A 12,938-nucleotide genomic window follows, 5' to 3' on the forward strand; every position below is an offset into this window, starting at 1 on the left:
CATCGCATTGGCAATTATGATTATTATCAATTTGCCGAATTGAATATTTAATGTTCGTGTTGCTGGTGTTTCGGCCGTTAGGGAACGTTGGCCAGCGCGGCGAAGGGTTTGTTCAGACAAACTTTTCCAATCACATTCATGCGAGGAACGGATGAGTGCAAAAGCAGAGAAGGGCGAGGCGACTCAGGGTGCCAAAGCGAAGATCATTTTCGTAACTAACCAGAAGGGGGGGAGCGGGAAGTCCGTGTCTGTGATGAATCTTGCAGCGGGCCTACATAAATTCGGCGCTCGAGTGATGGTCGTCGATATCGATCCCCAAAACACAATTGTCAGCTGGTTCAATAACGGCGAAGACATCCCATTTCCTTACAGCAATCTTGCTGCAGCGACCGATAAGGCGCCGAGGGAAATTGAGAAGCTCATGTCTTCGTACGACTTCATCATCATCGACGGGCGCCCACAGGTGGACACGAAGGTCACGCAGATGCTAATGATCAGCGATTTGGTTGTGATCCCTCTGCGCCCAAACACAATGGACTTCGGTGCAACGAAGGTCCTCGTCGACCAAATCCACCTCGTGCGAGAGGAGGACAACCCCGACCTCAAGTTCGCTTACCTCCTAAACCAGGTAGCAGACGAACGCCGGATGCTGTTTACCCTGTGTCACGATGAAATCACGGAGAAGGGCTATCCGCTTTTCAAGACCCACATCCGGATGCGTGAGTGCTATCCCCAGGCGTATGCCGTCGGAGCTACCGCTTATGCGCCTCATCGCGCCTTCCGTCCGGCGGCTATCGAAGTGAGTGCGTTGACAGAAGAGGTTGTTGAAATGCTCGGCGTTGGCGATCGTTTCGGCCCGTCGAAAAAAACGAAGACCAAAGGAGAGTAGGCTATGTCCAAGAATCCACTTATGGCGAAAATGCGCTCGTCCTTGCAAAGGGAGGAGCAGCCGACTCAGCCTGGGTCTGTAAGCGCTGTTGAGGCGCCGCTCGCGATGCGTAACCGATTCCGTCTTGCGGAACAGCTCGAAGCGCAGCCGGCGACTCACGGACCGGCGGTCGCGGCACCCGCTGCGCTCACTCCGGCGCATCTCCCCGATGATACCGAGTGGAGCGCGGAGTACCGTAAATGGTGCCTTGAGAACAACTATCAACCTGGCGCAACGATCGAGGTGAATCTGAGTCAGGTCAAGGAGTCGGTTTTCAATCCGCGGCACTTTTATTTGGCTCGTCGCCTTGAAGATCTCGTGGCGAGCATTGCAGAAGCGGGGCAGCAGCAACCGATTCACGTGGTGCCCGACTACGATCACCCCGGCGAGTTCGTCGTTCATGACGGCGGTCGTCGTGTGCGAGCGATGCGATCTCTCAAGCACGCCAAGGCTCGCGCGCTGGTTGTCGATGTGCCGATCGGTATCCAGAGCTACAAGCTTGGTTACGAGCTCAACACGCGCCGCGAAAATCAGACGCCATTCGACAATGCGGTGAAGTGGACCTATCTGCTTGAGAACAAACACTTCGCAAGCCAGAAGGAGCTTGCCGAGACGCTCGGTCAAGACGAATCCATCGTGTCTCAGACCCTGACGATCGGCAAGATTCCCGAGGAAGTCATGCTCGAGATGATGTCCAATCAAGAGAGATTTCCCGTTCGCGTGGCCTATGAGGTCAGCAAGTTTCACCAGGATAATGGGGGGGATTTTGAGAAGACCCTTGACCTGGTTGAGCGAATCATCCGTCTTGATATGAAGCAGCGACAGGTCATCGAATTCAGGTCTCGGTACAAAGCCATGCGCAGCGACGCAGCCCCAGTTGCTCCTCGCACGCCTCGTCAGCGATCCGCTACGCCATCTCCGACTGCTTTGATGCCTTCAGCCACTCAGCAATATGCGCCGCAAGCCCGCGGGCCGGTCGGGGCAGAGGGTGAGGGGCCTGCGACCGAGGAATATTTGTCGGCTGATGGAAGTATTCGCGCAGTGCTGGTGGAACGGGATGGCGGCATTGCCCTCGATATCCAGGGCGGAGGCCGCGAGGATCTATCGGCGATCATCCAGTCGCTTCGGGACCTCCTGACGAGCGCCGTTCGTTGACGAGGAGCAGTTTCTGCACCGCTGGGCCGCGAATACCGCGCGAGACTTATATGGCACATCTGGTTCTTCAAAAACAGTCCGATAACAGCGCGGCGAGTGGCCGTATTTTCAGCGTTTGTCTTGCCGTTGCGGCGACGTTGACCTCCTTGTTCATCACGGTCATTGCCAGTGAAGAACGTGGTGCTACGTGGGCTGAGAAGGCAGTTTGGGTTGCAACAGGCGTTGTTATCCTGCTTGCAGCGCATCTGCTGCCAGCGCTGACGAAAGGTGCGCGTATGTCCGTCAAGGGTATGGCGCTGCCAATCTGGATCGCCGCGCTTCTTGCCACTGGCTATACCCACGCGACGTTCTTTCTGAATGCGCAGGGCAGGGTAGGGGAGCAACGCGCTTCGGATGTCGGTGCGACGATGTCCGTACCCGCTCTCCCGAGCGTGCATAGCCTGCGCAGTCGGACGAAAATTGCTGCTGATGTGGCCACGACGCTGCGAAATTTGGCGCTTCTCGATATCGGTCGGTGCGGTGCCAATTGCGGGGCAGTGAATGCACGGCGCAAGGCATTGTCGGCCCGCCTAGAGGCTCTTCGAATTGAGGATGCCGAAGCGGTTCGAGCTGAGAAGGCCGCCGACGCTCGTATGGCCGCCGTCGACCGTAGCCAAAAGGCTCAGGATAATGCTCGCGTGGATCCTTTTGTGGCCAATCTGGCGGCAGTTCTGCGTCTTCGGACTGACCTGATCAGCCTGATCATGGCTATCGTGCTGGGATGGCTTGTCGATGCTGTGGCTGTGGTTTCATGGGCATCGGTCGCGCGATCGCGCCCGGGAGCAGTTGTGCCGGAGATCGCCCCACAGGCGCCTGTCGCAGCGCCGGTTTTGCGGACGTGTGATGTGTCGGGAGCCGCTGCCGTCGTGGGGCAGGCCGCCGCGAACGAGCCTCTTTTGCACGAAGAATTCGTTGCTCCGTCCATTGGGGAATGTGAGTTCCCTGTTGAACCTGCCGTCGCCGCAGCTACGGCGCAGGAGGAGGAGCTTGCGAGCCTTGCCGATCTCGCGGTCGCTATCCGCGCGGGTAGGGTAAAGAGTACGCTGTCCTCGATTCGCGCTCACCTCGGCTGCACGGACGGCGCGGCGATGGCTCTTCGTCGTCGCTTAGCCGAGGAGCATCCGGATCTGTTCCGGCCCGTGTCCCGCCTTTGCTGATCAGTTCTGGTTAATATACCGACCGCCGCTTAATAACTTCTATCACGCGCTCGACGAGCGCGTGATAGTCGTCAATGAGGGCTCGGCGAGGGTAAATCGAACGCTTAGTGCAAATTGCAGAAAGATTCGCGATCGGTTCCTCCTACGACATGGGTTTAGACGAAAACTCAGGCATTTTTGAGCCCGATGCTTGATCGGTGTAGCGTATTAGCGGCCGTTGCCAAGACGTGTCGACAGGGGAGGGCGCTGAACGTTGATGCTGAAACGCGCTGTTCAATATGCGTAGTGTGTAGCCTTATTTCGCCTCTTCCCAGGGGTGAAACTTTCGTGCCCATTGTCGTATACGAGGGCATGGACCTTGAAAATTCCCCCCTGCCTAATCCGTTGACTGACCAGCGTCTCGCCGGCACCCGTCGCGTGCTGTTGAACGCAGCACTATATCTAGGTGTTCCGGTGCCGCAGGCTGCGGCCGCTCCATCCCCCATGACCCGCGGACCCGTGGCCCGTGTTCCAGTTCGTGCGGTCATTCCTTCCATTGCTCATCTGGTCGCGCAAAGGGAGGGGCGGGTTGTCGGAACGCGTGATGTTCCGGAGGGCGTTGACGGATGGCCAGATTACCCGCATTCCCCTACCGCACAGTGTTGCGCTTGAGTATGCGCGCTACGCACGGCCCCATGCACGCTCCCTTTCTCAAATCGGGCTTGCGTTACGTGTTGCGTCCTGTTCTGTTGCGTATGTTCCGCGTACGCGTGACATACAATGCCTCGACGACGGCTCTCCTGAGGTCAGGAGAGCCATGCATTCTCGCGTGCAATCACGTTTCGCTGCTGGACGGGATCATCGTTGCGCTGGCATCTCCGGTGCCGCTCGCGTTCGCGGTCGACACGGAATACTCGCGCGGGGCAGGGGCCACGACTCGCTTCCTCCAGCTCCTGGCGTGGCTCGGCTTTGGAAAGATCATTCCGACTGACGCGACAGCTCCGTTCGGAGTACGGACCCTGCTGACCGAATTGACCCGCGGTGGTCGCGTGATGGTGTTCCCCGAGGGGCGCATTTCAGAAACTGGGGAGAGGGGACTCGACCAGCCAGGTGTGAAGTGGCTTGCTGATCGCTCAGGAGTTGCAGTGGCGGAACTCCAGATTCGAGGAGCTGAGCAAAGTCGATTATTTGCTAAGAACGGTTCGGCCATGTGGCCGCGAATCAGAATTTCCTTTTAAGTCTGAGCTCGGCTTTATTCGTATCCACGGCAGGGCACAAATTCGTTACGTCGAGAGGAAGGCAGGGGAATTTCGGCGGGCGGGACTTCGGGCCATTATTGCGGATATCCGCGCGAAGTCTCGGAGAAAGTGCGGATGAACACAGAGATCAGCGAACTGGATTGTCCGCCGTTCATCCCGGCGGCATTTCGGCGTTACCGTCTTCAATGCATGCCTGATGGCTGCTACGCCTTGTTTAAGCGCAACGGTGACACTGCTTGGAGAGGTGGCCAGCGGGCTGACCTCCAAGGCCGTTTAAGTGGCAAGACGACGTTGCGACAGGCTATTAAACGCGATGGATTCACGTGGCCTGAGTGTGAAATCGGTATAGGAGAAATGATCTTGAACCACACGATGGAGATTGAGCGCGGCATACAGCTGTTAGCACTATGCCAAGCGCTAAAAATTGAGAAGGACGGCGTGGATCGGCCCGCACCGCAGACGATCGATCAGTTCGCGAGAGACATCAACGCTGCGAGCAAGAATATGTCTGCTCTGTACAAGTTGATTCCGCAAATGCACCGTTTGGCAGAACTCGGGCGGAGGCTCGAAGCTGATGGCAAACTGAAGGTCGACTACGGCGATGACTACTCCACCGCTGCCCTCGATTTTGTGATGGCCGAACACGGCCTTCGTTGATCGGAAAAACGATAACGACGACCGAAGAGCAGGCAATCCGTGACCGTCAGGTCAATGATTGGACCAAGGAGCTGAAGCGTCTTGCTGGCCAAGTTGCTGCGGCGAAGGGCATACCAAGCGCGATTTTGATGATCACGCCCAGGAATGAAGGTTACGAGGACGTCGTGCCCGAACTGATTGCCGAGGATGCGCTCTAGGTCCATCGCGACGATTGGCCGGAAGGCTTCGACGTCGAGAATCACAACCGCACGACGTAGACACGGAAAATGGGATGCTAAAACGACTGTGGTGCCGGATTTTCGGTCACGCGAAGCCGATCACGTACAAGGCGCGTCCTGGCGTCTTTTATATCGGCCATGATGGGACTGGCTGGGCCGAAGACATTCGATGGGACTGCCCGCGGTGCGGGGGCCAAGCGAGTGCTATTTCGTTGCTCAGTACACGCCGCCGGCGCGTTCCTGCGGCAAGTCGAATTGAATAGAAGTAGCCATCGGAAAAATGGCTCGCTTGCATCAGACAGTAAGCCGGATAAATTCCTTATGAGTGCGCCACGCGAATCGCGCAGTGCGCTTGCTCAAAACTAATCCACCAACGCATACTGCGCGTCTTAGCTTTAACGAGGAGTCTCATGTTTAAGTATCTGGGTGCAGTTGTTATGGCTCTCATGCTCTCGGCCTGTGGCGACCATGCAGGCTCGCGCGATTCGCTTGCCGGTACGTGGGGCGTCAAGGATGGCGATACCGTCAAGCCGCTTCTGAAGGTGGAGAAGAGCGGTGACCGGTACACCGTCTCCGACTATAAGAACGGCAACTGGGAACCGGTGCAGGAGCAGATCAAACCGATGACGCCGGGCGATTTGGCGAAGATCACCGGCAACAAAGAGGCGGATAGTGTAGTTGGCATTCAGACCAACGCGTTTGCGTTCTTTCACACGCCGGTCGGCTGGTCGGTGCCCGGGTTCACGACGCAGACGGGCTACGTTATCTTCGTCCCGATCAGGCTCGTCGACCTTCAGCGTATCTCGTAATCGGTCTCATGGCGTCACCTCGATGATTTGTAACGCCATATTTTCCGACTTGAGTTCGTCCGAGTCAAAACAACAATACGCCATCGCCACTCGGGCGAACTCACTGCAAGCATGCTGTAATCTCAGCGTTCGAGGGGAGGGGGCATTACCTCTCCTCCACGTCCCTCCTGTCAAGGCACTCCACAGTCAGATCGCAGATAGCTGCGCCTAGTTCTAGATCAAAAATTCAATCTCGACGCGGGGCGGCCGACCGCTCATTCCCAGTTCATTCGATGGCTCTGGGTCGTTTCATCGTGGCGGCGATCGTCCTCTTCGTGTGCGTATTGGCTCGTCGTGTTGATTGAATCGTGGCCGAGGTTATCGCGCACCGCGCGCAGATCTATCTTGCTGTCCAGCATGTGCGATGCGGCGGTGTGTCGAAGCCAGTGCGCGGACGCGTCGCGTATGTGAGCTGCGTGCTCGGCATATTCGCCGCCCTTAGCTTCCGTCCAATCGGCTGTATGCTTGAAGACTTCCTTGATAGCATTGTGCACAGTCTTCCGATTGACGCCTTCGCCTCGAGCATTGCCGGAACGACGACGAAACGGCAGGAGAAGGGGGGGAGGGGCCGTATCGTTCGGCGCCGGTAGCGGATCGAGGCCATGAGCCTGCCGATAGCGCATCAATTCGGCAAGTAGTTCATCCGAGACGGGAATACGCCGGTACTTCTGGCCCTTACCGACAACCTCCAGCCACCAACGCGTTGTGCCGTCTGCGCCAAGTTGCCGCACGAAATTTCCCATCGTGCCCGCGGCGACTTCCGAAAGCCGGAGACCCATTAGGTAGAGGAGGGTGGTCAACCACCTCGCGCGAGCCTTGTCCCGCAACTGCTTTGGATCCTCCTCCGGCATGGCAGAGACGTAATCCTTAACGTGCTGCCACATGATGCCCGGGAGGTAGCGCGTGACATGCTGCGCCGGCCGACGGCGCCGCTGTCGCAGCAGGCCAAGCGGATTGCCACGCAAGTACCCGGACTCCACGAGCCAACCAAACATGCTGTCCAGTATCACGACGGCTTGCTTGATGCTTGCAGGTTCAAGCTTGCTTGCAAACGGCCGCCAGCGCGGATCGTCCGTCGAGTAGCGAGCGCCTTTCTCCGTGATCCACGTCGAGCTCGGCTGAGGGTTCGCCAGAAATTGCCGATACCGCGCCAGGTCCTCGTGTGTCAGCGAAGAAACGGGTTTGAGTTCGGCAATCACTGTCCAGATCGGGTTGGAGGGATCAGGCGCCGCAAGGAATGCCCGGAACAGGCGCAGATCTTCCTGAGCGATCGCGCTTGGCCCCTTGAGCGCGTCCGCGATCGCCCAGAGCAACAGACGATCGGATTCCTTCCGATAGTTCGCGTGCGTTGACGGGCTTTCGACATAGTTTGCCAGCCACAAAGATATGGCTTCCAGATCGGTCTCAGCGCGGATTTGCCGCAGCGCTTTGTCGCCGAGATTGGAGCCGAAGGGGCCAACTTGGTTCGCGCGCAGTTGGATCGCCGAGGCATATTTGGTGGGCAAGCCGAGTTCCGTAATCATCGACCATCCTGTTCAGTTCATGAGTGAGCGGACACAGCATCGCTCACTAGTAAGAAATAAAAGCTAACGAATTAAGACCCTTAGATTCCAGCCAATTCGGCAAACACTTAAATTCCGTCCTCACAGCATGGCTCCATGTCCGTCAGGACAGAATTTAGGTACAAATCTGCGGGGTGTCATTGATGCCCATTATAGGCGTAATGGGAATTAAACAATAGAATCTATTGATTTTTTTTGTTCATAGCGCAAAAAAACACGCGCGGAAAATCTCGGCACCGTTCACCCGGCCCTGCGGCACACTCACGCGAGGTCGTCCTCGCCAAAAGCTTGATCTTGGTTGCGGGCGCGCCGTGCGGCTTCCGAATGAAGATATTGGGATGTTGTAGAAATGTTGGCGTGCCCCATCAGGTCGCGTACGGTGTGCAGATCCGCGCCGCGCTCGAGCGTGTGCGATCCGAAGGTGTGACGCAGCCAGTGCGGGGTCGCCTCGCGCAGGCGTGCCGCATCCTGCGGCGAGACCGTGGCGATATAGTCGGCCGCGCCTTCGAAGCACGAGCACAGGATCTCGGCCACACGGTGGGCTTCGAGTCCCGGCGCTGGCTGATACCCACCCCCGCCCGGCGCGCCAGCCACCGCTGGCGCCAGCGCGGTGGCGCCGAGCTCGCCTTCGGAGACCGTTAGCCGCCCGACGATCGGTTCGTCCGGGTGCTGGTGTGCAAGCAGGCGGCCCAACCCCCGTGCCTCGAAATAGTCCTCCAGCAGTGGAACCGCAGCCGACGGTAGCTCGATCTGCCGCACCTTTGTGCCCTTCCCGAGTACGCGCAGCACCCATCGCTCGCCGAGTTCGCCCAGCCGCTCAAGCTTGAGATCGCCGGCGCGCGCCGCAGCGAGCTCCGATAGGCGTGTGCCGGTGACGTAGGCAAAGCGCACCAGAAAACGCTTGCGAACAGCGGCCGGGTCGTCGGGCGGCAACGTAGCCAGGTAGTCGCGCAGGATTTGCCACTGGCGCTTGGTGAGGCTGCGCCCGACGTCGATCTGCCCGGCTGCGCGGGTGTGCTTGGGCTTCTTGACCGCGTCGAACGGGTTGGATGCCAAGTACTTGACCGCGTTAAGCCAGCGGCAGAGTGATGAGAGCACCGTCATCGCGTGCCGTACGCTGGTCGTCGAGGCGGGGCCCGCAAACGGTCTCCAGTTTGGACTGTAACGCGGAGCGTTTCGACGTGGAGGCGCGACCCAGCGCGTGGCGGGTTGCGGGTTCGATAGGAATTCCCGGTACTCCGTCACGTCTTCAACGCTCAGGTCAGAGAAGGCTCGTTTGCGCTCGAATAGCGCCCAGAGTAAGAACCGCTCGGCGTGCCCGCGGTAGGTCAGCCAAGTGTTGCCGCGCACGGGCTGCAGTGTCGAAAGCCACGCCTGAATGGCAGCGAGGTCATCGTTGGCGTCAAGCCGCGCTCCCGCCTCCCCTGCGTAGCGGTTGCTTCCTGCCCGGCCGGACAGCGCTGGCGGCAGGATCAGATATTCGAGGGGCACGATGTCCGTGCGTTGCGGTTGCAGCTGCCGCAGCATGGTCGGCGCGGCTGCCTTGCGCGGCGTGAGCGCGCGCGGGTCGATTACGCGCCCGAGCGTCTGGGCATTGTCGTCGAGCCATTTTTGGATGCGTTCGGCCGCGACCGGACCAAGCTTGTTCACTTTAGTGTGCCAGCGGCGCCCTCGCACCTCGATGAAATTGAGGAGGTCGGCCAGCGTCAGCAGCCCCGCGCGCTCGAGGCGGTCAGCCACGGCTGGGTGGAACCAGCCGGCGACGTGGTGATGCGCTTGCGGCTTGACGGCAAGGAGCTGTTGCAGGCGGAACAGCGCCCTCACCTGCTTTTGGCGCAGTCGTTCGTTGCGCGCTCGCTCGCGGTCGACTTGGCCGGCAGGAAATTCGGATTCAAACAGTGAGATGAGCTCGCGCTGACTATAGAACTGGTGCGGGTCACGCTCCTCGGCGAACTCCTCAAGCGTCGGGGTCGCGGCCGGCGCGGCGCCGCCCTCCCCGTCAACTGGCGCCGCGATACGTTCGGGAGGGATTGCGAGCAGACGCGCGGCGCTGTAGTCGCGCTCGCGGCGCGCGCCCGCCAGGATGCGCTCCTTGATCCAGAGCAGCGTCGTTTTGGCCATGCGCAAATCCAGACCAGTCTCGAGATACTGATCAGCGAGTTTCTCCAGCGCCAGGCCCTCGAGATACCCGCGGAACAGTGCGAAATGATCCAACCCAAGGTATTCGCGCGTGGGCATGGCGCGGCGCGGCGGGCCTTTGCGGCCTGGTGGCGTGGCGGGGCCCGCCTGTAGTCGGGTGCCACCTTCCGTCGCGGCAGCCTCAGCGGACACTGATGCGGAGAGTACTTCGGTGAAGGCGACGTCCAGGACGTCATCGGATGCGCCAACCGCGTGGCGCCGGCGTGCGGCCACTGGGTGCTCGGCGGCGGAAGGTGATCCAGGCGTCTGCGTCATAGGCGGGTCTTCTTCTGGGCTAGTACGGCGCCGCGGCGGTTTCGTGCGTGACCAAGCCCCAGTTCGCGTGCCCCCCCCGGGATCTCTCCAAGTAGGTGCCGTGACCACCGAGAGCGGTCGAAACGCCTTATGCATCAAGAGTATACCCAGAATCTATTCTAGACTGGCGAAGATAGTGCACAAAAACAACTACCCGACTAAGAACACTTATCGAAACATGATTTGTTGAGAATTGTTCGTGTTTATTGGTCGAATCCGTCAGTTTGCGTCCGTCGGCGCCCATTTTCAAGCAGACGTAGATGCTCGTTGCGCAAATAAGTACACGACATGGGGTGCTAGTTCGCGAGAGTCTGCGCGCGACCGAAGCAACTTACGTCCGCCTAAGGCCTGAAAGATCGCCACTCGTCGCCCAGCGGCGGCGTGCAAGCTGGCGTGCGTTGCTTTTTCGGCGGGATCAGCGACGTTCATTGCTATTCGGTCAAGCCGGCGCTGCCTTCTGAGGAGGCTGTTCGCGGAGGGAGCTGACACACGTTGCGTCTTGGGAGCGAGCGTTGACGCAACATGCTTGTACCGTGTGGCACTCGGACGCGGTTGCGTTTTCGGTACGGGCATCAGCAGTCAAACGGCGATGGCAATACGGATGTATTTCATGCTTTGTTAGCCGGCATCCACCTGAGGCACCGACGGGGCGTTATAAAGCCAACTCGAAGCGTTTCCCAGCCTTCTTGGCCGCGGCCCGATGTTCCCGCAGGAAGTGGATCTGTGCTTTGTTAAGACGACGACGTAGCTCCGTCGAGCCTCCAGCAAGCACCAGATCGCGCACGCCAGGCTCGAGTCCTCGCTCGAGCAGCAGTTCGCCTGCGTCACTGAAGGCTATCAGATGCGCATCGAACAACGCATGGAGGTGCGCGCACAGCATGAGGCCGTTATTCCCCGACACCCGATCGGGCGCCGCTGCATCCGCCCACGGGGCGATGTGGCAGGCCTGCACGAGATTGGGTGAGTGCAGGCCCGTAAGAGAACAGCATCGCCCCCAAATCCTTCGAACGTTCCTCACGAAGCGCTCGTGACCGACACGAAGCGACGAGAGGCCATGCTGGTCGTAGCCCCCATGCCCGGCAAACTCCGCGGCGGTCTCGCCGTTGTCAGGCATTTCGAGCGCCGGGTAAACGTATGCTCCCTTGTCGATCCAGGCGACAGTCGGATTCGCGCTGAGCCGAAAACCGCGAAAGAACGTTGAGAACGATACGACCGTAGTGCCGATCGGCTGCCACTTGCGCGAGACAGTGAAAACGTAACGAGGCCGATTTCGCGCTGTCTCGCCGGAGACGAACATCCTGACGCACGACCCAATGTACAAAGTGGACTGCCCTTTCTCGGTATAGAAAAGAAGGATCGGACGCCCCTTAATACCGGCCTCGCGCGCGACCTCCGGAAGCTCCCAATGACCGGCCTGCCTCAAGCGGAAAAACGCGCTGTTCGTCTCGCGACTTGCCGCCGTCCTGTTGGTGGCATTGATGGCTAGGAACGGAGTGTCCAGCCCTTTAATGTCCGACCATCTGTTCAACTCGAGCATCTTTAACCTTAGGTGTTCAGTCGTCGCCAGCACAATAGCGCTCGTGCCTGGAGTATAAGGCACTCACCGTCCTTGTCCTTTCCGGGCGGGACAGACTCGACCCCACGTCTCTGGCCACGGCTAGCGTCGACAAGTCGTGCCGGCTCGCAATACTCTTGGGCGTAGCGCGCCAAACCGCGTGCCGTCGCGTGCTTGTCACACAATCACATTCCCAGTTTCTCGCAATCGAGACTTTCCGTCCGGCTTACGCCGTCGCTGACAGTGAGATGGCCTAGGGCGAGGCTTTCACACGGTCGGCGAGCGACTCGTATACACTTCGGACTGCGCGGGGCCCATAGCGGCGCTCCAATTTGCGCACGATAAAGTGCCCTTTTGCCATGTCCTGAAAATGGCTCATAAACCCCGCGTTGATTGCCGCACCACCAAGTGCTCCAATCGCGGGTATGAGCTGCGCCATTGTTTTCTCGGAAACCGATATCGCAAACCGCTCGGCAATTCTCTCAATGAGTTGGATGAGCGCCGGGGTGCTCTTGCGACCAGCACCCGCCGCCATGTACTTGATTGCCTCTTGCACAGCGCGTGCCAGCCCTGCTCTGATCGCGAAATACCCGCTTTCAGCGGCATCGTCAGACTTAGACGTACCGCCCAGAGCAAACACCGTGAGACACGCGAGTTTGGTCTCATATTCGCTGACAACCTCTCCATAGCTTCGAGCCACATCGGCGATCGATCTAAGCATGATCGTCGTGGAAACGGGTAGCTCCAAAGGAAGTCCTGCAAGCCCGAAGAACCCACCGACTGCCCCAGTTGTGGTCACGCCGGCCAAATGCCACCGGTTGGACGCCGCTTGACCAGGCACATCCTTCATTGTGAACACAGCGGCATCGGCTGCCTTGAACATCGCTGCCTTTGAGGCATCGGCAACTATCAACTGCCAACTCTCTGGCAGCCTCCCAAACGCCATATCGATGGGCTTTCCGACCGCACTCGCAATGCGGGCAGCGAATCCAGGATTTTCAAGCAAGTTTCTTGCGAGTAGAAGTTCGGCGAGGTCTTCGTCACTGAATTGCATTGGTTCTCCAGTTTCGCGCACGGGAAAGTCGCCG

Annotated in this window: 11 protein-coding genes; 7 read left to right on the forward strand and 4 right to left on the reverse strand. The window is 59.1% G+C overall.

The window, feature by feature from the left end; genetic code table 11:
- The first annotated feature begins 151 nt into the window (after window positions 1–151).
- The 7 genes from PCE31107_RS13900 (at window position 152) to PCE31107_RS13930 (ending at window position 6,201) form a co-directional block, all read left to right on the forward strand.
- Window positions 152–889 carry a ParA family protein gene (locus PCE31107_RS13900; protein ID WP_150609181.1) on the forward strand — a complete coding sequence of 246 codons (738 nt, stop codon included), beginning with the start codon at window positions 152–154 and terminating at the stop codon, window positions 887–889.
- A gap of 3 nt (window positions 890–892) precedes the next feature.
- The gene (locus tag PCE31107_RS13905; protein WP_150609183.1) at window positions 893–2,083 is read left to right on the forward strand and encodes a ParB/RepB/Spo0J family partition protein; all 1,191 of its coding nucleotides are present in this window, start codon (window positions 893–895) and stop codon (window positions 2,081–2,083) included.
- A 50-nt stretch (window positions 2,084–2,133) separates the two neighbouring features.
- Entirely contained in the window at window positions 2,134–3,279 is a 1,146-nt protein-coding gene (locus PCE31107_RS13910) for a hypothetical protein (RefSeq protein ID WP_150609185.1), read from the forward strand.
- A gap of 674 nt (window positions 3,280–3,953) precedes the next feature.
- Complete coding sequence (locus PCE31107_RS13915) at window positions 3,954–4,496, forward strand: 1-acyl-sn-glycerol-3-phosphate acyltransferase (RefSeq protein ID WP_174966666.1); 543 nt, start codon at window positions 3,954–3,956, stop codon at window positions 4,494–4,496.
- A gap of 135 nt (window positions 4,497–4,631) precedes the next feature.
- The gene (locus tag PCE31107_RS23685; RefSeq protein ID WP_246174742.1) at window positions 4,632–5,174 is read left to right on the forward strand and encodes a hypothetical protein; all 543 of its coding nucleotides are present in this window, start codon (window positions 4,632–4,634) and stop codon (window positions 5,172–5,174) included.
- Window positions 5,171–5,371, forward strand: coding sequence for a hypothetical protein (locus tag PCE31107_RS13925; protein WP_246174744.1), 201 nt, complete (start codon window positions 5,171–5,173; stop codon window positions 5,369–5,371). Before PCE31107_RS23685 ends, PCE31107_RS13925 begins: the two co-directional genes overlap by 4 nt.
- Window positions 5,372–5,802: 431 nt before the next feature.
- On the forward strand, window positions 5,803–6,201 hold the full coding sequence (locus PCE31107_RS13930) for a hypothetical protein (RefSeq protein WP_150609189.1): 399 nt from the start codon (window positions 5,803–5,805) through the stop codon (window positions 6,199–6,201).
- 254 nt (window positions 6,202–6,455) lie between these two features.
- Here the strand turns inward: PCE31107_RS13930 and PCE31107_RS13935 are convergent, their stop codons facing one another.
- The 4 genes from PCE31107_RS13935 to PCE31107_RS13950 all read right to left on the reverse strand — a co-directional run bounded on the left by PCE31107_RS13935 (window position 6,456) and on the right by PCE31107_RS13950 (window position 12,904).
- Window positions 6,456–7,763, reverse strand: coding sequence for a tyrosine-type recombinase/integrase (locus tag PCE31107_RS13935; RefSeq protein ID WP_150609191.1), 1,308 nt, complete (start codon window positions 7,761–7,763; stop codon window positions 6,456–6,458).
- A 300-nt stretch (window positions 7,764–8,063) separates the two neighbouring features.
- A complete protein-coding gene (locus tag PCE31107_RS13940) occupies window positions 8,064–10,256 on the reverse strand; it encodes a tyrosine-type recombinase/integrase (RefSeq protein WP_174966667.1) in 2,193 nt (730 codons plus the stop codon).
- Between the two features lie 691 nt (window positions 10,257–10,947).
- Complete coding sequence (locus tag PCE31107_RS13945) at window positions 10,948–11,832, reverse strand: HNH endonuclease signature motif containing protein (RefSeq protein WP_150609195.1); 885 nt, start codon at window positions 11,830–11,832, stop codon at window positions 10,948–10,950.
- Between the two features lie 271 nt (window positions 11,833–12,103).
- On the reverse strand, window positions 12,104–12,904 hold the full coding sequence (locus PCE31107_RS13950; RefSeq protein WP_150609197.1) for an EcsC family protein: 801 nt from the start codon (window positions 12,902–12,904) through the stop codon (window positions 12,104–12,106).
- Between the last annotated feature and the right edge of the window lie 34 nt (window positions 12,905–12,938).

This window comes from Pandoraea cepalis (assembly GCF_902459625.1).
GTDB lineage: Bacteria > Pseudomonadota > Gammaproteobacteria > Burkholderiales > Burkholderiaceae > Pandoraea > Pandoraea cepalis.

What these genes read in the sequence shown, in the direction of transcription:
- PCE31107_RS13900 (WP_150609181.1), top strand. Translation starts at nt 152, where the DNA reads ATGAGTGCAAAAGCAGAGAAGGGCGAGGCGACTCAGGGTGCCAAAGCG.
- PCE31107_RS13905 (WP_150609183.1), top strand. Translation starts at nt 893, where the DNA reads ATGTCCAAGAATCCACTTATGGCGAAAATGCGCTCGTCCTTGCAAAGG.
- PCE31107_RS13910 (WP_150609185.1), top strand. Translation starts at nt 2,134, where the DNA reads ATGGCACATCTGGTTCTTCAAAAACAGTCCGATAACAGCGCGGCGAGT.
- PCE31107_RS13915 (WP_174966666.1), top strand. Translation starts at nt 3,954, where the DNA reads ATGCACGCTCCCTTTCTCAAATCGGGCTTGCGTTACGTGTTGCGTCCT.
- PCE31107_RS23685 (WP_246174742.1), top strand. Translation starts at nt 4,632, where the DNA reads ATGAACACAGAGATCAGCGAACTGGATTGTCCGCCGTTCATCCCGGCG.
- PCE31107_RS13930 (WP_150609189.1), top strand. Translation starts at nt 5,803, where the DNA reads ATGTTTAAGTATCTGGGTGCAGTTGTTATGGCTCTCATGCTCTCGGCC.
- PCE31107_RS13935 (WP_150609191.1), bottom strand. Translation starts at nt 7,763, where the DNA reads ATGATTACGGAACTCGGCTTGCCCACCAAATATGCCTCGGCGATCCAA.
- PCE31107_RS13940 (WP_174966667.1), bottom strand. Translation starts at nt 10,256, where the DNA reads ATGACGCAGACGCCTGGATCACCTTCCGCCGCCGAGCACCCAGTGGCC.
- PCE31107_RS13945 (WP_150609195.1), bottom strand. Translation starts at nt 11,832, where the DNA reads ATGCTCGAGTTGAACAGATGGTCGGACATTAAAGGGCTGGACACTCCG.
- PCE31107_RS13950 (WP_150609197.1), bottom strand. Translation starts at nt 12,904, where the DNA reads ATGCAATTCAGTGACGAAGACCTCGCCGAACTTCTACTCGCAAGAAAC.